The organism is Aquipseudomonas alcaligenes NBRC 14159 (assembly GCF_000467105.1).
GTDB lineage: Bacteria > Pseudomonadota > Gammaproteobacteria > Pseudomonadales > Pseudomonadaceae > Aquipseudomonas > Aquipseudomonas alcaligenes.
The window spans coordinates 22833-39305 of record NZ_BATI01000029.1; the positions used below are offsets into that span (position 1 = coordinate 22833).

Genomic DNA, 16473 nt, shown 5'->3' on the forward strand with positions numbered 1-16473 from the left:
AAAGGGCAGCCTCGGCTGCCCTTTTTCATACCCGCGCGAATCAGCTGGCGCCCAGCTTGGCGCGCATCTTCTCGCACATGACGGTCATCTCGTCGTAGATGATCTGTGGGTTCTGCCGCTTGATCGCCCAGGCCACGCGGCCCTGCTCGTGCGGCAGGATCATGAACTCGCCCTTGGCCACCTCGTCGTAGATGTAGCCCGCGATATCCGCGGCGCTGATCGGGCTGCCCTCCAGCAGCTTGCCGACCTGCTGCTTCATCTCCGGGGTGGGGCCGCGGAAGGAGTCCAGCAGGTTGGTCTGGAAGAACGACGGGCAGACCACATGCACCGCCACGCCCTCGGGCTTGAGTTCGATCAGCAGGCTCTCCGAGAGCGCCACCACGCCGGCCTTGGCCACGTTGTAGTTGCTCATCGCCGGACCCTGCATCAGCGCGGCCATGGAGGCGATGTTGATGATCTTGCCCTGGCTGGCGCGCAGCAGCGGCAGGAAGGCCTTGCAGCCCTTGATCACGCCCATCAGGTTGATCGACAGCTGCCAGTCCCAGTCTTCCAGGCTGAGGTCGGCGAACATGCCACCGGCGGCCACGCCGGCGTTGTTGACCAGCACGTCGAGGCCACCGAAGCGCTCCTCGCAAGCCTGCGCCACGGCAGTCAGCTGGCTGTAGTCGCGCACGTCGCAGCGCAGAGTGAAGCCGTCGCCACCGGCCTCGCGGACCAGCTTCAGGGTCTCGGCCAGGCCCTGCTCGTTCACGTCGCACAGCGCCAGACGCCAGCCCTCACGGGCCCAGCGCAGGGCGATCTCGCGTCCCAGACCGGAACCGGCGCCGGTGATCATCATGCGGTTTTGCATACTGCTTGCCTTGTTCTGTAGTGAGGTTGTGGCGAGTGTAGCCAAGCCGACCCCGGCGGCGACGCTGTATCAGGCCGCTGAATGACAGCCCAGAAGAGCGCCTAGCGCCTCGACAGGCGCGTCAGGAGCCAGGCATAGATGATCCCGTTGACCAGCAGCACCCCACCACCCAGCCAGATCTGTAGCTGCGGGGTCAGCCCGGCCGGGTAGATCAACGGAATCAGGTAGTGCTCGACAAAGCCGCCGTCATAGCCGGCCTGCCCTGCCGCCTGACGCAGGCGGTTCTCTAGCGGGGTCAGCGGGCAGTACAGGTGCAGCAACTCCACCGCTGCGCCCCAGGCCGCCGCCGGCAGGTGCAGCACAGCCAGGCGTGGCCAGCGCAGCACCGCCAGGCCTCCGGCCAGCACGAACAGGATGAACAACAGGTGCAGCAACACCAACGCATCGGCGGCCAGACGCAACCACATAATTGAGAACTCGCATAACCCGGGAAAAGTTGGAACAGCCAGAAGCACTCACTTTATTGCGTGCTTTCAATAAGTTAGCGTCAGAACGCGGAAGCTAAACATTCTTATTTATATTAATTTTCATATATATTTCAATGGCTTATATTTGACCGGAAGGCACTTCTGACGCAGACTCCTGATTTACCAATCACCACTCAGGGCGAGGCCTCCACCATGAAAGGCGACAAGAAAGTCATTCAGCATCTGAACAAGATCCTCGGCAATGAGTTGGTGGCGATCAACCAGTACTTCCTGCATGCCCGCATGTACGAAGATTGGGGTCTGGAGAAACTCGGCAAGCACGAGTATCACGAGTCCATCGACGAGATGAAGCATGCGGACAAGCTGATCAAGCGCATCCTCTTCCTCGAAGGTCTGCCCAACCTGCAGGACCTCGGCAAGCTGATGATCGGCGAAAACACCAAGGAAATGCTGGCCTGCGACCTCAAGCTCGAACAAGCCGCCCTGCCCGACCTGAAAGCCGCCATCGCCTACTGCGAAACCGTCGGTGACTACGGCAGCCGCGAGCTGCTGGAAGACATCCTCGAGTCCGAGGAAGAACACATCGACTGGCTGGAAACCCAGCTCGGCCTGATCGAGAAGGTCGGCCTGGAAAACTACCTGCAGTCGCAGATGGACGAGTAAGCCCGTCGCTTTACGCCAGAAGCCCCGCCCAGTGCGGGGCTTTTGCATTTCAGCGCAGCAGCGAGTCCAGCAGCGCCCGCCCCTGCGGCCAGTCGCCCAGGCCGCTGTCGCCATTGATATGGCCGCACGGGCCCAGGTTGTACCAGCGGCTGCCCCAGCGGGCAGCCGCAGCATGCGCATGTTCGAGGCTGGAATAGGGATCATCGCTGCTGGCCACCACCAGGCTGGGGAAAGCCAGCGGCAGCTCCGGTACCGGCACGAAGCCCTGGATGTTCAGCTCGGCCGCCGGCCCCTCGGGATCGGGCGGCGCCACCAGCATGGCGGCGCGGATGCGCTGGCGGGTATGCGCCGCCCAGTGTGCGACCAGGCCGCAGCCCAGGCTATGGGCCACCAGCACGGTGTCCGGGCCGCTGGCCACCACCGCCCGTTCCAGGGTCGCCACCCACTCGCTGCACTGCGGGCTCCACCAGTCACGCTGCTCAACCCGGCGGAAACGCGCATCCTGTTGCTGCCACAGGCTCTGCCAGTGCTCGGGCCCGGAGTTGCCGTAGCCGGGGATGATCAGAAAGGTCGTGTGCATGGGGCTGACTGCCATGTCGGAAAGCTGCGCCCACCATGCCGCAAAGCGAGGCAGCGACTCAAGCCGGGTGGCGAACTCAGCAGCCCGCCACTGCCCCGCGACGCCTCATGGCCCAGGCAGGTCGATATCGCGAAAGAACCGCCCGAGCAGGCGCAACAGCCCGAGCAGGGCATTCACCGGCAGCTCAACCAGCAGTTCCAGCACGTCGAACCAGCCGCTCTCCACCTCACGGTGGCGCGGCCACAGCCAGTAGGCCAGCAGAAAGCCCAGCGCCATGACCAGCAACCAGGCCCACAGCGGCCCGACGACGATACCCTGCACCAGCGCGGCAATGCCGGCCAGCAGGGCCAGCACCGCCAACAGCATGCGCAGCACGTCCATGCTCAGCTCACTCGCGAATGACGAACAGCTTGATCACGAACCACTCGGCCCCCTTGTACAGGTAGCCCAGCGGGCCATAGATGGTGGCCGGCTTGGGCGGCACCTGCTGGTGGAGCGTGACGCGCAGGGTGGCCATCTGGATCTGGTCCTTGAGCACGCGCATGCGCGCTTCCATCGAGTCGACTTCCGACTGGATGCGGTTGAGCTCAGCCTCGATCAGCAGGATGTCCTTGACGTCCTTGGCCTTGGCCAGCAGGTCGCGGAAACGGTCACGCAGGGCCAGGTTGTTCTTCAGGCGGGTCTCTACGTCGACGTACTGCTCGGTGACGTCCTCACCCTTGACGTGGCGCGACAGCACGCTGCCGCTGCGCTCGACATCGCCCAGCGCTTCATTGAAGGCGTCCTTAGGCACGCGGTAGACGAAGCTCTGGCGCTGACTGCCGTCGTCGCTTTTCTCCTCGACGTAGCCGCCGAGGGCGACCATGCGCGCACTGAGCTGCTCGGCAGACTTGCCGAGATCGGCCACCTCGACGGAGAAGTCGGCGGTCCACACCAGCAGGCGGCCACTGGCCTGACCCTGGCTGGCGGAATAGCCGGCGCTCACCGGCTCGGCCGCAGCGCTGGCGACATCGCCGCCGCGGTAGGCACAGCCGGCCAGCAGGTTCAGACAGAGTGCCAGGGCAACGCTGCCCCAGCGAGAGAAAGTGATGTTCATCCTTGAGCGTCCTCGGTTCGTCCCTGTGGAGGCCGGCGATCATACCGCCGCCCATAAAAAAGGGCAGCCCGCAGGCTGCCCAGTAGTTCACACGGAGCGTCGATCAGTGGGCGGCAGCACCGCTGGCACCCAGGCCGGTCTGCGAGCGCACGAACTGCGGGTAGAAGCGTGCGCGTTCCTCGTCGGCCGCAGTGGACTTGTCGGTGATCGAGAAGAACCAGATACCGATGAAGGCCACGGTGATGGAGAACAGCGCCGGGTACTCGTACGGGTAGATCGGCGTGGCGTTGCCGAGGATCTGTACCCAGATGGTCGGGCCGAGCACCATCAGCACCACGGCGGTGATCAGACCCAGCCAGCCGCCGATCATGGCACCGCGGGTGGTCAGCTTCTTCCAGTACATGGAGAGGATCAGTACCGGGAAGTTGCAGCTGGCCGCGATGGAGAAGGCCAGACCGACCATGAAGGCGATGTTCTGCTTCTCGAACAGGATGCCGAGGCCGATGGCCAGCACGCCGAGCACCAGGGTGGTGATCTTCGATACGCGCAGCTCATCCTTCTCGTTGGCCTTGCCCTTCTTGATCACGCTGGCGTACAGGTCGTGGGACACCGCAGAGGCGCCGGACAGGGTCAGGCCGGCGACCACCGCGAGGATGGTGGCGAAGGCCACGGCGGAGATGAAGCCGAGGAACAGGCTGCCACCCACGGCATCGGCCAGGTGTACCGCAGCCATGTTGTTACCGCCGATCAGGGCGCCAGCGGCATCCTTGAACTGCGGGTTGGTGCCGACCAGCAGGATCGCGCCGAAGCCGATGATGAAGGTCAGGATGTAGAAGTAACCGATGAAACCGGTGGCGTAGAACACCGATTTGCGGGCTTCCTTGGCATCGGAGACGGTGAAGAAGCGCATCAGGATGTGCGGCAGACCAGCGGTACCGAACATCAGCGCCAGGCCCAGGGAGATGGCCGAGATCGGGTCTTTCACCAGGCCGCCGGGGCTCATGATGGCCTCGCCTTTCGGGTGCGCCTTGACCGCTTCGCTGAACAGGGTGCCGAAGTCGAAGTTGACGTGCTTCATCACCATCAGCGCCATGAAGGAGGCGCCGGACAGCAGCAGCACGGCCTTGATGATCTGTACCCAGGTGGTGGCCAGCATACCGCCGAACAGCACGTAGCAGACCATCAGGATGCCGACCAGGATCACCGCGACGTGGTAGTCGAGGCCGAACAGCAGCTCGATCAGCTTGCCGGCGCCGACCATCTGCGCGATCAGGTAGAACGCCACCACCACCAGCGTACCGCTGGCGGAAAGGGTGCGGATCTCGGTCTGCTTGAGGCGGAACGAGGCGACGTCGGCGAAGGTGTACTTGCCGAGGTTGCGCAGGCGTTCTGCGATCAGGAACAGGATGATCGGCCAGCCGACCAGGAAGCCGATCGAATAGATCAGGCCGTCGTAGCCGGAGGCGAACACCAGGGCGGAAATCCCCAGGAAGGACGCCGCCGACATATAGTCACCGGCAATCGCCAGACCGTTCTGGAAACCGGTGATGCCACCGCCGGCGGTGTAGAAGTCGGCCGCCGACTTGCTGCGCTTGGAGGCCCAGTAGGTAATGCACAGGGTGAAGCCGACGAACGCCACGAACATGACGATGGCGGAGATGTTCAGCGGCTGACGCTGCACTTCGCCTTCGATGGCACCGGCCGCCCAGAGGGTCGGCGCCAGCGCCAGCAGGCCGAGCGTGGAGAGGATACGCGCGATCATTTCTGCACCTCGGCCAGGATTTCCTGGTTCAGACGGTCGAATTCGCTGTTGGCGCGCTTGACGTAGATACCGGTCAGCACGAAGGCCGAGAGGATCAGACCTACGCCCAGCGGGATGCCCAGGGTCATCGGCGAGCTATCGCTGATGCGCATGCCGAGCACTTGCGGCTCGAAGGCGATCAGCAGGATGAAGGCCACGTAGAGGCCGAGCATGATGGCGGAAAGTATCCAGGCGAAGCGGTCGCGCTTGGCGACCAGCTCCTTGAAGCGCGGACTCTGCTCAATCCGCTTGTAGACGCTGTCGTTCATTGTTGTTGTCCTCCACAGCACGAGTTACTGGTGAGTCCACTCTGCGAGCGCCCGCGCAAGCGAGACAGACGACCTTAGTCGTAGCCTGTGGCGGTTCTCGACCAAAGTCTTAGTGCCCCAGAACCGGGCAGAAACCAGCGGGCCGCGTGGAGGGTGAGCCCGGCTGGGCTCAGAGATTGCCGGGGACTATCAGGCCCCGCTGGCGGTACTCGTCGATGGAAATGCCGAAGGCGCCGCAGCTGAGCACCTCCTTGACCCTGTAGGGCCTGCCGCAGATGTCGCGGGGCGCCTCCTGCAGGTCGACCACGCGCTCCTTGCAACGCTGCTTGCCCTCATCGAGCACGATCAGCACGCGCGGCTTGAGCTTGTTGCCGGGCGGACAGCCGATGATGACGCCGACCTCGCCGTTGCTGAACTCGACGATCTCCCCCGGCGGGTAGATGCCGATCAGGTGGATGAAGGCCTTGACGACATCGGCATCGAAATGGCTGTCGCGGGCATCGAAGAGGATGCGCAGGGACTCCAGAGAGGACTTGCCCTTGCTGTAGACCCGGTCGCTGTTGATCGCATCGTAACTGTCGACCACCGCGACTATCTTGGCGAAGTAGGGAATCCTGGCGGCATCCAGCCCACGCGGATAACCGCGCCCGTCGAGACGCTCGTGGTGGGAATAGGCGACATCCACAGTGGCTGCGGTGACCTGTTGATTGCTCAGCAGCAGCTTGCGCCCCTCGGTCGCGTGGCTTTGCATGATCAACAGTTCCTCCGGCGTCAGCGCCCCGGGCTTGTTGAGAATTTCCTCGGGCACCTTGATCTTGCCGACATCGTGCAACATGCCGCAGACGCCGATCTGTTCGAGCTGCAAGGGCAGCAGACCCAGCTCGCGCCCGAGCGCGATGGAGAGGATGGCCACGCGCAGCGAGTGCTCCGAGGTGTACTCGTCCTTGTGCTTGATGCGCGCCAGCCAGAGCATGGCCGCCGGGTTGCGCAGGATGCTCTCGACGCAGCCCTTGACCACCTCCTTCACCGTTGCCACGTCCAGCGCCTGGCCCAGCCTGACCGCCTGCAGGATGCGCAGCGACTGCTCGCGCGCCGCCTGGTAGGCCGGCTCGGCCTGAGCCATCTCGGCACTGAAAGACACCTTGCCGATCAGCGGCTGCAGGTCCGTTTCCTGCGCGACCTGGTTCTCCCGGGCCTGCTGGCGAATGCCGACCGAGCGCCGCGCATCCACCCAGACGTACTGGCAGATCTCCTGCAACAGGCGGATTTCCTGCTGCTGACGGATGCGAAAACCCTGGAACAGAAAGGCCGTCTCGGTCCAGGCCCGGTCGAGCTCGACCACATACATGCCGATGGCCAGTTGGTCTACGGGGATTCTGAGGCGATCCGCGTCGCTGAGGTTGGACATGCTGAAGTACCGGCGAAGACGATCATGCAGGACGAGGCACAGCTTCATCAGATTAGCCAGAAGCCGGCCGGCGTATATCCAAACAAAAAACTATCAATGCAAATACATCAATAGATATTCATCTATTCACACCATGCAGAGGCTGTATTTCCGCCTTCCCGAGAATGACTCTAGGCTTCACCTCAATCAGCAGTAATTCTCATTCGAGGTGCGTCATGCTCAAGACCATCACCTTCACCCTCATGCATTTCTGCATCGCCTTCAGCGTGACCTACGCCCTCACCGGCAGCGTGGCCGTGGGCGGCCTGGTGGCGGCGGTCGAACCGCTGTGCAACTCGGTGGGCTTCTACTTCCACGAAAAAATCTGGAAGCGCATCGAAGGCAACAAGACCGCCAGGGCCACCATTCCGCGGCACGCCTGGTTGCACCATCACGGCTGAGCTGGGCGCGAGCCCGGGGCTCCGCTAAGATGCGCGGCTTTGCCGCCAGCCATCTATGGACGCCATGAGCACCACGCCGCGCTTTCCCGCCCTCGCCTACTCGTTCGCCCTGCTGTTCGCCCTGGCGGCACTTGCCGCCGCCTGGTACTGGGTCGGCCGGCCGGTCGACCTGCCCGACGCCGCCACGCCGACGCACAAGCTGCAGTGTGCCTCCTACACGCCGTTCGACAAGGACCAGTCGCCCTTCCAGCAGCCTTTCGTGCTGCGCAAGGAACGGGTCGACGCCGACCTGGCACTGCTCGCGCAGCGCTTCACCTGCATCCGCACCTATTCGCAGATCGGCCTGGAAGCCCTGCCGGAGCTGGCGCGCAAGCACGGCCTGAAGATGCTGGCCGGCGCCTGGGTCAGCGCCAACCCGGCGGACACCGAGCTTGAGATCAAGGCACTGATCAGCGCCGCCAACACCTACCCGGACGTGATCGATGCGGTCATCGTCGGTAATGAGGTACTGCTGCGCAAGGAAGCCACCGAAAGCCAGCTGGTGGCCCTGATCGCACGGGTCAAGGCGGCGGTGCAGCAGCCGGTGACCTATGCCGATGTCTGGGAGTTCTGGATCAAGCACCCGCAGATGGCGCCGGCGGTGGACTTCCTCACCATCCACCTGCTGCCGTACTGGGAAGACGACCCGACCGGCATCGATGCCGCGCTGAACCAGGTCGCCAACGTGCGCCGTGCCTTCGGCAGCGCCTATGCACCCAAGGACATCCTGATCGGCGAAACCGGCTGGCCCAGCGAAGGCCGCCAGCGCGAGACGGCACTGCCGAGCCGGGTCAACGAGGCGCTGTTCATCCGTGGCTTCGTCAAGCTGGCCGAGGACAACGGCTGGCGCTACAACCTGATCGAAGCCTTCGACCAGCCGTGGAAACGCGACAGCGAGGGCGCCGTCGGCGGCTTCTGGGGGCTCTACGATGCCGACCGCGGCGACAAGGGCATCCTCGCCGGCCCGGTATCCAACCTGCCGCACTGGCCGCTGTGGCTGGGTGCCAGCGGCCTGTTGCTGCTCGCCGCCCTGCTGCTCGCCGGCCGCCCAGCCTCGTCGCGCGCCGCCCTGCTGCTGCCGCTCGTCGCCGCCTTCGGCGCGGCCTGCAGCCTGGGCTGGAGCGAGCTGGCGCTGGTCACCAGCCGCTACTGGGGCGAGTGGCTGTGGGCGGCGGCCCTGCTCGGCCTCAACCTGCTGGTGCTGGCGCACACCGTCCTGGCCCTGTCGTCGCGCCAGGACTGGCGCGAGCGTGCCTTCGCCTGGCTGGAGGCGCGTGGCGGCTGGTGGCTGGTAGCGGCCGGTTTCGCCGGCGCGGTGCTGATGCTGGGCCTGGTATTCGACTCGCGCTACCGCAGCTTCCCCAGCGTGGCCCTGCTGCTGCCGGCGCTGGTTTACCTGTGCCGGCCGGTGCGTGCGCCGCGCCGCGAGATCGCCCTGCTGACCGTGATCATCGGTGCCGGCATCGCGCCGCAGCTGTACCAGGAAGGCCTGCACAACCTGCAGGCGATTGGCTGGGCGCTGACCAGCGCGCTGCTGGTCGCCGCCCTGTGGCGCAGCCTGCGCCATTCACGCGGCTGAGGCTGGCCCTCAGCCGCGGCGCCTAACCTCGCTGGTCAGGCCGCGCGGGGCGCGCGCACCAGACGCAGGCCGGCCAGCACCAGGGCGAACACCGCCAGGCTGGCGCTGTACAGCACCAGCGCGGGAATAGCGCAGAACAGCGCCAGAGCGGCCAGCACGCGACCGGCCTTGCCCGGCGCGATGAAGCCGAGCACCGCCAATACCAGGGCGGTCCAGGCAATCACCCGGAAGTGAATCAGGTAGCCCAGCCCGGCGCGGGCCTGGCATTCCCAGCGCGCCGCCTGCTCGACGCAGATGCCCACCCACTGGCCGTCCTCCATCAGGGCGAAACGTACGCCGTAGCTGGCCGCCAGCCACAGGGGCAGCACCAGCAGCAACAGCAGGAGGGGAACATGGCGGGACATCTTGACGCTCCGGTGGTCCGAAAAAGGCGCCCAGCTTAATCTGCTCGTGCCCGAGTGCAAGACCGCAACACTAGAATTAGCCCCATGACCGCACGCCGCCTGCTCCTCGCCCTGACCCTGCTGATGCTGCTCGCACTCGGCTGGCAATGGCTGCGTCCGCCATCCGGGACGCCGCAACAGGCCTCGCCGGACGGCGTGATCCGCCTCGACGGCCATACCATCACGCCGCTGCAGCCCTTTCGCCTGGAAGCCCGGGTGCTGGGCCGCGAAGACTACCGCTTCGACCGCGGCGCGCGGATCTCGCCCACCGACCTGGCGCTGGGCTGGGGGCCGATGGCCGACCCGCAGGTCCTCGCGCGCATCGATATCAGCCAGGGCAACCGCTGGTATCACTGGCGCACCGACGACTTCCCCATTCCGCGCCGCGAGATCGAAACCCACAGCGCCAACATGCACCTGATTCCTGCCGATGCCACGGTGGCCAGGGCTCTGCAGCGGGTCGAGCCGGGCCAGCGCATTGCCCTGAGCGGCCAGCTGGTGCGCGTGGTCGGCGACGATGGCTTTCACTGGCAGAGTTCGCTGACCCGCGAGGACGTCGGCCAGGGCGCCTGCGAACTGATCTGGGTACAAAGCCTCAGCGCACTGGAGTAGCGGCTGCGGCACTCGCGGCGCTTGCGCTTGTCATAGCGCCGGTATTCACTTCAGCATCCCCTGCCCAGGAACCCGGCCCATGCCCCGTTTCCCCTCCTGCATCGCCCTGTTCGGCGCGCTGCTGTTCGGTTCGTCCGCCCTGGCGGCCGACATCGACGTGGCCAGCTATGGCTACCCGCTGGCCAACCCCTTCGAGGCGACCATCGCCACCACGCCGCCGGAACTGCGCTCGCCGGTACCCAGCGACGACGACATCGACCAGGCCGACTACGACCTCAAGCTGCGCCCGGAGCGCGAGTTCCAGTTGCCGGAAAACTTCTGGTCGGTCACCAAGCTGCGCTACCGCCTGGCCCAGCAGAAGGGCCAGGCGCCGTTGATCTTCATCATCTCCGGCACCGGCGCCAGCTATGCCAGCGGCAAGACCGAAGAGCTCAAGCGCCTGTTCTACGGCGCCGGCTACCACGTGGTGCAGCTGTCCTCGCCGACCAGCTACGACTTCATGAGCGCCGCCTCGCGCAACGCCACTCCCGGCCTGTCGCGCCAGGACGCCGAGGACCTGTACCGGGTGATGATGGCCGTGCGTGCCCAGCACCCCAAGCTGGCCGTCAGCGAGTACCACCTGACCGGCTACAGCCTGGGCGCGCTGAATGCCGCCTTCGTCAGCGAGCTGGACGAGCGCCTGCGCAGCTTCAACTTCAAGCGCGTGCTGCTGCTCAACCCGCCGGTCAACCTGTACACCTCGGTGACCAACCTCGACCGCCTGGTGCAGACCCGGGTCAAGGGCGTCGACAACGGCACCACCTACTTCGAACTGATCCTCGGCAAGCTCTCGCGCTACTTCGAGGAAAAAGGCCATATCGACCTGAACGAGGCCCTGCTCTACGACTTCCAGCAGTCCGGCCAGAAGCTCAGCAACGAACAGCTGGCCATGCTGATCGGCAGCTCCTTCCGCTTCTCCGTGTCGGACATGGCCTTCACCGCCGACCTGATCAACCGCCGCGGCCTGATCACCCCGCCGCACTACCCGATCAGCGAAGGCACCAGCCTGACGCCCTTCTTCAAGCGCGCCCTGCAGTGCGATTTCGACTGCTACATCGTCGAGCAACTGCTGCCTTACTGGCGCAAGGCCTATGACGGCGGCAGCCTGCTGCAGCTGAACGACCAGATCAGCCTGTACGCCCTGGAGCAGTACCTGAAGAAAAGCCCCAAGGTGGCGGTGATGCACAATGCCGACGACCTGATCCTGGGCCGTGGCGACCTCGGCTTCCTGCGCCGTACCTTCGGCGAGCGCCTGACTCTTTACCCGCGCGGCGGGCATTGCGGCAACCTCAACTACCGCGTCAACGGCGACGCCATGCTGGAGTTCTTCCGTGGCTAAGTACCTGTTCCCGCTTGCCCTGCTGTTGGCCGCCAGCCTGGCCCAGGCCGAAACCCAGACCGACCCGGACGGCTTCACCAACCCCATGCAGCAGCTGCAGTTCAACCCGCACCTGGACCAGCGCGAGTTCGAGCGCTCCACCCTCAGTGCCCTGCATGTCTACGACCCCTGGGAGTCGTGGAACCGCCGCGTGTACCACTTCAACTATCGCTTCGACGAGTGGGTGTTCCTGCCGGTGGTGCGCGGCTATCGCTACGTCACCCCGGGCCTGGTGCGCACCGGCGTGAACAACTTCTTCGGCAACCTGGGCGATGTGCCCAACCTGCTCAACAGCCTGCTGCAGTTCAAGGGCAAGCGCTCGCTGCAGACCACCGGGCGCCTGCTGCTCAACACCACGGTCGGCGTGGCCGGCCTGTGGGACCCGGCCACGCGCATGGGCTTGCCCAAGCAAAGCGAGGACTTCGGCCAGACCCTGGGCTTCTACGGCGTGCCGGACGGCCCCTACGTCATGCTGCCGCTGCTCGGTCCGTCCAACCTGCGCGACACCGGCGGCAGGGTGTTCGACTTCGCCGCGGAGAACCAGATCAACTACCTCAACATGGCCGAGATCAGCAGCGATCACCCGGAAATCACCGGCCTGCGCGTGATCGACCTGCGCGACAGCACCAGCTTCCGCTATGGCCAGACCAACAGCCCGTTCGAGTACGAAAAGGTGCGTTACGTGTACCGCGAGGCGCGCAAGCTGCAGATTGCCGAATGATCTAATTAATAGATATTTATTCGGTAAAAGTCTCACCCATAGATTCAATCCACTGGACTAGCATGGGCACATTCCACTTCAGGAGGTGCCCCATGACCCAGTTCCGCCAAGTCCTCACCCAGCACATCGGCCAGAGCGCCTCGGATGGCGCCGGCGTGCGCCTGACCCGCGTGATCGGCGGCGCCGGCATCGAGCGTTTCGATCCCTTCCTGATGCTCGACGAGTTCGGCTCGGACAACCCGGACGACTACATCGCCGGCTTCCCGCCGCACCCGCACCGTGGCTTCGAGACCATCACCTACATGCTCGAAGGGCGCATGCGCCACGAGGACCACCTGGGCAATGTCGGCCTGCTGGAAAGCGGCGGCGTGCAGTGGATGACAGCCGCGCGCGGCATCATCCACAGCGAGATGCCGGAGCAGCAGGAAGGCGTGATGCGCGGCTTCCAGCTGTGGCTCAACCTGCCGGCCAAGGACAAGCTGGGCGATGCCGGCTACCGCGACTATGCGCCGGAAGAAATCCCGCGCCTGACCACTGCAGAGGGCGTGGCCGTGACGGTGATCGCCGGCCGCTTCGACGACGGCGAGCTGCAGCAGGATGGCGCCGTGCAGCGTCCGCACACCGCGCCGCAGCTGTTCGACCTGCACCTGCCGGCCGGCAGCCGCCTCTCGCCACGCCTGGCCGATGGCCAGCGGGTGCTGCTGTATGTCTACGAGGGCGAGCTGGCGGTCAACGGCCACAGCATCGGCAAAGGCCGTCTGGCGCGGCTGTCGGAAAACGGCGCTATCGAGATGGGCAGCGCAACCGGCGCGCGGGTACTGCTGATCGCCGGCACGCCGCTGAACGAGCCGATCGTGCAGTACGGTCCCTTCGTGATGAACAGCCGCGAGGAGATCGAACAGGCGCTGCGCGATTTTCGCGACGAGCGCCTGACCGCCTGAGACTCAGCGCGCGGAGAGCACCGGCACGTCCTCGGCAGCCACTTCGGCATGGTCGAGGAAACGGCACAGGGCGCCCTTCTGCGCCATGGCGTCCTGGTAGCCCAGCTCGATCAGCTCGTTGCAGTAGCCAGGCTCGAACAGCAGGTAGCTGAGCACCCCGGCGCCGCTGGCGCGCGTGGCCCCCGGCCCGCGCAGAAAGAAGCGCATGGCCTTGGGCATCTCGTGGCGATGGCGTGCGGCGATCTGGTCCAGCGGCTGGCTCGGCGAGATCACCAGCACGTCCACCGGCTTCAGCCCGAGCCCGCGCGGATGCAGCCCTGAGGGCACCAGGCGGCTCATGTGGTTGAGCCGTTCGAGCAGCTCGATGTCGCCTTCCAGACTGTCGATGAAGGTGCTGTTGAGCATGTGCCCACTGATCTGCGCCAGCGTCGGCGGCAGGCCGCTGCGCGGACGCACCACTTGCTGGCTGACGCCCTTGCCCAGCGGATTGCCGCTCACGCCGACCACCAGCACACGACTGGCGCCTAGGTGCAGCGCCGGGCTGATCGGCGCCTGCTGGCGCACCGCGCCATCGCCGAAGTACTCACGGTTGACCTTGACAGGCGGGAAGATCAACGGAATCGCCGCGCTGGCCAGCAGGTGCTCCAGAGTCAGGCGGGTCGGCACACCGACGCGGCGATGGCGGAACCAGGGGTCGATGGTCGCGCGCCCCTGATAGAAGGTCACTGCCTGGCCGCTTTCGTAGCCGAAGGCGGTCACCGCCACCGCGCGCAGCTGGCGCATGCGTACCGCCGCGGCGATGCCGGAGAAATCCAGTTCACGGGCCAGCAGGTCACCCAGCGGCGCGCTATCGAGCAGCGCCACCGGCAGGTCCTTGCCCATCCCCAGCAGGCTGTGGCCAAAGAAGCGACTGGCCTGGCGCAGCACGCCGGGCCAGTCGCTGCGGTACACATCGCCACAGTGGAAGCCCTGCCAGACCTCGGTCAGGCGGCGTACCGCGCTGGCGAAATGCAGGGCACCGCAGGCCAGGCCGACAGCATTGATAGCGCCGGCCGAGGTGCCGACGATGACCGGAAACGGGTTACGACAGGATTCGCCGAGCAGATCGGCGATCGCCCCCAGCACGCCCACCTGATAGGCCGCCCGCGCCCCGCCGCCCGACAGGATCAGCCCGGTGACGGGCCTGGCAACTTCTACTGCTTCGGTCATGGGCGCTTTCCGCTTTTTTCCAGCGAGTATAGGGCCCGGCTACCGCCCGCGCTTGCGGTACAGCTTGGGTTCGCCCGCGGGACGGGTCTTGAAGCGCCGGTGTGCCCACAGGTACTGCTCGGGATGCTGGCTGACCGCCTGTTCGATCCACTGGTTGATGCGCAGGCAGTCGGCCTCCTCGCTCTCGCCGGGGAAGTCCGCCAGCGGCGGATGGATCACCAGACGGTAGCCGCTGCCGTCGGCCAGGCGCTCCTGGGTGAAAGGCACTACCCGCGCCTTGCCCAGGCGGGCGAACTTGGTGGTGGCGGTGACGGTGGCGGCCTGGATGCCGAACAGCGGTACGAAAATGCTCTGCTTGGGGCCGTAGTCCTGGTCCGGCGCGTACCAGATGGCGCGGCCGGCGCGCAGCACCTTGAGCATGGCGCGGATGTCCTCGCGCTCGATGGCGGTGGCGTCGGCATTGTGGCGCTCGCGGCCGCGGCGCTGCACGAAGTCGAACACCGGGTTCTTGTGCTCGCGGTACATGCCGTCGATGGTCTGCACCCGCCCCAGCAGCGCCGCGCCGATTTCCAGGGTGGTGAAGTGCAGCGCCATGAGGATCGCGCCCTGCCCCTCGGCCTGCACCTGGCGCAGGTGTTCCAGCCCCTCGATGTGCGCCAGCCCGGCCAGGCGCGGTTTGGCCCACCACCAGCCCATGGCCGTCTCGAAGAAGGCGATGCCGGTGGAGGCGAAGTTCTCCTTCAGCAGGCGCTCGCGCTCGGCGGCGCTCAGCTGCGGGAAGCACAGCTCCAGGTTGCGCCCGGCGATATAGCGCCGCGAGCCGGCCACCCGGTACATGAGCGCGCCCAGGCCGCGACCGAGCAGCAGCAGGACCCGGTACGGCAACTGCGCAACCAGCCACAGCAGCCCGAGGCCCAGCCACAGCGGCCAGAAACGCGGGTGAAGGAAATAGGCGCGAAATTGCGGGCGGTCCATGAATGATTCCGGGCAGGCGAGAAAACCCGGCATTTTACAGAAGTCCGCTCGGCTTGCGGCGCTGCGGGCTTATCGTTATAAGTCGTGCCCATTCAATGCAGTGGGCGAACCATGAGCCAAGCCGATCTCCTCGACCAAGACCCCGTGTTCCAGCTCAAGGGCAGCATGCTCGCCATCACCGTGCTGGAGCTGGCGCACAATGACCTGGAGCGCCTGGACCGGCAGCTGGCCGAGAAAGTGGCGCAGGCCCCCAACTTCTTCCAGAACATCCCCCTGGTGCTGGCGCTGGACAAGCTGCCGGAAGGCGAAGGTGAGCTCGATCTGGGCAAGCTGATGGACCTCTGTCGCCAGCACGGCCTGCGCACCCTGGCCATTCGCGCCAGCCGCGAGGATGACATCGCCGCCGCCGAGGCCCTCGACATTCCCGTGCTGCCGCCGTCCGGCGCCCGCGAGAAGCTGGTCGAGCCGGTGGAGGCGCGCAAAAAGGAAGAGAAGCCGGCCGAACCGCAGTACAAACCGACCCGCATCGTTACCAGCCCGGTACGTGGCGGCCAGCAGATCTACGCCCAGGGCGGCGACCTGGTGGTGATGGCGCCGGTCAGCGCCGGTGCGGAACTTCTCGCCGACGGCAATATCCATGTGTACGGCCCGCTGCGCGGCCGTGCCCTGGCCGGCGTCAAGGGCGACACCAAGGCGCGCATCTTCTGCCAGCAGATGGGCGCCGAGATGCTCTCCGTGGCTGGGCAATACAAGACCGCGGAAGAGCTGCGCCGCGATCCTCTGTGGGGCCAATCGGTACAGATCAGCCTGTCGGGTGACGTGTTGAACATCACCCGCCTTTAACGGATACTGCGGCCCAATTTCAGGGACCTGAAGGGGCATTCGGAAGCCAGTTTACCGGCGCCGGATTTCCCGATTTTTCATATATTTGGGGTGAATCAC

19 protein-coding genes are annotated in these 16473 nt (G+C 65.6%); 8 read left to right on the top strand and 11 right to left on the bottom strand.

Annotation, left to right across the window (positions count from 1 at the left end):
• Nucleotides 1–40 precede the first annotated feature (40 nt).
• Nucleotides 41–850 (bottom strand): SDR family oxidoreductase, encoded by an 810-nt coding sequence (locus PA6_RS15685; protein ID WP_021701921.1) that lies wholly within the window; start codon nucleotides 848–850, stop codon nucleotides 41–43.
• 101 nt (nucleotides 851–951) lie between these two features.
• Nucleotides 952–1317, bottom strand: coding sequence for a DUF2784 domain-containing protein (locus tag PA6_RS15690; protein ID WP_021701922.1), 366 nt, complete (start codon nucleotides 1315–1317; stop codon nucleotides 952–954).
• A gap of 213 nt (nucleotides 1318–1530) precedes the next feature.
• On the opposite strand from PA6_RS15690, the gene bfr reads away from it, so the two are divergent.
• On the top strand, nucleotides 1531–2001 hold the full coding sequence (gene bfr, locus PA6_RS15695) for a bacterioferritin (RefSeq protein WP_021701923.1): 471 nt from the start codon (nucleotides 1531–1533) through the stop codon (nucleotides 1999–2001).
• Nucleotides 2002–2050: 49 nt separating this feature from the next.
• Here the strand turns inward: bfr and PA6_RS15700 are convergent, their stop codons facing one another.
• From PA6_RS15700 to PA6_RS15725, 6 genes are all read right to left on the bottom strand, one after another.
• A complete protein-coding gene (locus PA6_RS15700; RefSeq protein ID WP_043216798.1) occupies nucleotides 2051–2581 on the bottom strand; it encodes an RBBP9/YdeN family alpha/beta hydrolase in 531 nt (176 codons plus the stop codon).
• A 105-nt stretch (nucleotides 2582–2686) separates the two neighbouring features.
• Complete coding sequence (locus PA6_RS15705; protein ID WP_021701925.1) at nucleotides 2687–2962, bottom strand: hypothetical protein; 276 nt, start codon at nucleotides 2960–2962, stop codon at nucleotides 2687–2689.
• A 7-nt stretch (nucleotides 2963–2969) separates the two neighbouring features.
• Nucleotides 2970–3677, bottom strand: a complete 708-nt coding sequence (locus PA6_RS15710; RefSeq protein ID WP_021701926.1) for a DUF4349 domain-containing protein — start codon at nucleotides 3675–3677, stop codon at nucleotides 2970–2972.
• 103 nt (nucleotides 3678–3780) lie between these two features.
• Complete coding sequence (locus PA6_RS15715) at nucleotides 3781–5439, bottom strand: cation acetate symporter (RefSeq protein ID WP_021701927.1); 1659 nt, start codon at nucleotides 5437–5439, stop codon at nucleotides 3781–3783.
• Nucleotides 5436–5747 carry a DUF485 domain-containing protein gene (locus PA6_RS15720; protein ID WP_021701928.1) on the bottom strand — a complete coding sequence of 104 codons (312 nt, stop codon included), beginning with the start codon at nucleotides 5745–5747 and terminating at the stop codon, nucleotides 5436–5438. The genes PA6_RS15715 and PA6_RS15720 overlap by 4 nt, the downstream gene beginning before the upstream one ends.
• 169 nt (nucleotides 5748–5916) lie before the next feature.
• Nucleotides 5917–7155, bottom strand: a complete 1239-nt coding sequence (locus PA6_RS15725) for an HD-GYP domain-containing protein (protein ID WP_021701929.1) — start codon at nucleotides 7153–7155, stop codon at nucleotides 5917–5919.
• Between the two features lie 215 nt (nucleotides 7156–7370).
• On the opposite strand from PA6_RS15725, the gene PA6_RS15730 reads away from it, so the two are divergent.
• Nucleotides 7371–7595, top strand: coding sequence for a DUF2061 domain-containing protein (locus PA6_RS15730; RefSeq protein WP_021701930.1), 225 nt, complete (start codon nucleotides 7371–7373; stop codon nucleotides 7593–7595).
• A 64-nt stretch (nucleotides 7596–7659) separates the two neighbouring features.
• The gene (locus PA6_RS15735) at nucleotides 7660–9213 is read left to right on the top strand and encodes a glycoside hydrolase family 17 protein (RefSeq protein ID WP_043216811.1); all 1554 of its coding nucleotides are present in this window, start codon (nucleotides 7660–7662) and stop codon (nucleotides 9211–9213) included.
• Between the two features lie 35 nt (nucleotides 9214–9248).
• Here PA6_RS15735 and PA6_RS15740 read toward each other — a convergent pair whose 3' ends face one another.
• On the bottom strand, nucleotides 9249–9617 hold the full coding sequence (locus PA6_RS15740) for a hypothetical protein (RefSeq protein WP_021701932.1): 369 nt from the start codon (nucleotides 9615–9617) through the stop codon (nucleotides 9249–9251).
• A gap of 84 nt (nucleotides 9618–9701) precedes the next feature.
• Here PA6_RS15740 and PA6_RS15745 point away from each other — a divergent pair, with 84 nt between their 5' ends.
• The 4 genes from PA6_RS15745 (at nucleotide 9702) to PA6_RS15760 (ending at nucleotide 13347) form a co-directional block, all read left to right on the top strand.
• Complete coding sequence (locus PA6_RS15745; RefSeq protein WP_021701933.1) at nucleotides 9702–10268, top strand: hypothetical protein; 567 nt, start codon at nucleotides 9702–9704, stop codon at nucleotides 10266–10268.
• A 79-nt stretch (nucleotides 10269–10347) separates the two neighbouring features.
• Nucleotides 10348–11646: an alpha/beta fold hydrolase family protein gene (locus PA6_RS15750; protein WP_021701934.1), complete on the top strand. Its 1299-nt coding sequence runs from the start codon at nucleotides 10348–10350 to the stop codon at nucleotides 11644–11646.
• Complete coding sequence (locus PA6_RS15755) at nucleotides 11639–12406, top strand: MlaA family lipoprotein (RefSeq protein WP_021701935.1); 768 nt, start codon at nucleotides 11639–11641, stop codon at nucleotides 12404–12406. Before PA6_RS15750 ends, PA6_RS15755 begins: the two co-directional genes overlap by 8 nt.
• A gap of 92 nt (nucleotides 12407–12498) precedes the next feature.
• Entirely contained in the window at nucleotides 12499–13347 is an 849-nt protein-coding gene (locus tag PA6_RS15760; protein WP_021701936.1) for a pirin family protein, read from the top strand.
• A 3-nt stretch (nucleotides 13348–13350) separates the two neighbouring features.
• Here PA6_RS15760 and PA6_RS15765 read toward each other — a convergent pair whose 3' ends face one another.
• Nucleotides 13351–14556 carry a patatin-like phospholipase family protein gene (locus PA6_RS15765; protein ID WP_021701937.1) on the bottom strand — a complete coding sequence of 402 codons (1206 nt, stop codon included), beginning with the start codon at nucleotides 14554–14556 and terminating at the stop codon, nucleotides 13351–13353.
• A gap of 39 nt (nucleotides 14557–14595) precedes the next feature.
• On the bottom strand, nucleotides 14596–15531 hold the full coding sequence (locus PA6_RS15770) for a lipid A biosynthesis lauroyl acyltransferase (RefSeq protein ID WP_043216799.1): 936 nt from the start codon (nucleotides 15529–15531) through the stop codon (nucleotides 14596–14598).
• Between the two features lie 111 nt (nucleotides 15532–15642).
• Here PA6_RS15770 and minC point away from each other — a divergent pair, with 111 nt between their 5' ends.
• Entirely contained in the window at nucleotides 15643–16374 is a 732-nt protein-coding gene (minC, locus tag PA6_RS15775) for a septum site-determining protein MinC (RefSeq protein ID WP_021701939.1), read from the top strand.
• The last annotated feature ends 99 nt before the right edge of the window (nucleotides 16375–16473 follow it).

Excerpts from the sequence above, each read along its gene's own strand:
- PA6_RS15685 (WP_021701921.1), bottom strand. The coding sequence starts at position 850 with ATGCAAAACCGCATGATGATCACCGGCGCCGGTTCCGGTCTGGGACGC.
- PA6_RS15690 (WP_021701922.1), bottom strand. The coding sequence starts at position 1,317 with ATGTGGTTGCGTCTGGCCGCCGATGCGTTGGTGTTGCTGCACCTGTTG.
- bfr (WP_021701923.1), top strand. The coding sequence starts at position 1,531 with ATGAAAGGCGACAAGAAAGTCATTCAGCATCTGAACAAGATCCTCGGC.
- PA6_RS15700 (WP_043216798.1), bottom strand. The coding sequence starts at position 2,581 with ATGCACACGACCTTTCTGATCATCCCCGGCTACGGCAACTCCGGGCCC.
- PA6_RS15705 (WP_021701925.1), bottom strand. The coding sequence starts at position 2,962 with ATGGACGTGCTGCGCATGCTGTTGGCGGTGCTGGCCCTGCTGGCCGGC.
- PA6_RS15710 (WP_021701926.1), bottom strand. The coding sequence starts at position 3,677 with ATGAACATCACTTTCTCTCGCTGGGGCAGCGTTGCCCTGGCACTCTGT.
- PA6_RS15715 (WP_021701927.1), bottom strand. The coding sequence starts at position 5,439 with ATGATCGCGCGTATCCTCTCCACGCTCGGCCTGCTGGCGCTGGCGCCG.
- PA6_RS15720 (WP_021701928.1), bottom strand. The coding sequence starts at position 5,747 with ATGAACGACAGCGTCTACAAGCGGATTGAGCAGAGTCCGCGCTTCAAG.
- PA6_RS15725 (WP_021701929.1), bottom strand. The coding sequence starts at position 7,155 with ATGTCCAACCTCAGCGACGCGGATCGCCTCAGAATCCCCGTAGACCAA.
- PA6_RS15730 (WP_021701930.1), top strand. The coding sequence starts at position 7,371 with ATGCTCAAGACCATCACCTTCACCCTCATGCATTTCTGCATCGCCTTC.
- PA6_RS15735 (WP_043216811.1), top strand. The coding sequence starts at position 7,660 with ATGAGCACCACGCCGCGCTTTCCCGCCCTCGCCTACTCGTTCGCCCTG.
- PA6_RS15740 (WP_021701932.1), bottom strand. The coding sequence starts at position 9,617 with ATGTCCCGCCATGTTCCCCTCCTGCTGTTGCTGCTGGTGCTGCCCCTG.
- PA6_RS15745 (WP_021701933.1), top strand. The coding sequence starts at position 9,702 with ATGACCGCACGCCGCCTGCTCCTCGCCCTGACCCTGCTGATGCTGCTC.
- PA6_RS15750 (WP_021701934.1), top strand. The coding sequence starts at position 10,348 with ATGCCCCGTTTCCCCTCCTGCATCGCCCTGTTCGGCGCGCTGCTGTTC.
- PA6_RS15760 (WP_021701936.1), top strand. The coding sequence starts at position 12,499 with ATGACCCAGTTCCGCCAAGTCCTCACCCAGCACATCGGCCAGAGCGCC.
- PA6_RS15765 (WP_021701937.1), bottom strand. The coding sequence starts at position 14,556 with ATGACCGAAGCAGTAGAAGTTGCCAGGCCCGTCACCGGGCTGATCCTG.
- PA6_RS15770 (WP_043216799.1), bottom strand. The coding sequence starts at position 15,531 with ATGGACCGCCCGCAATTTCGCGCCTATTTCCTTCACCCGCGTTTCTGG.
- minC (WP_021701939.1), top strand. The coding sequence starts at position 15,643 with ATGAGCCAAGCCGATCTCCTCGACCAAGACCCCGTGTTCCAGCTCAAG.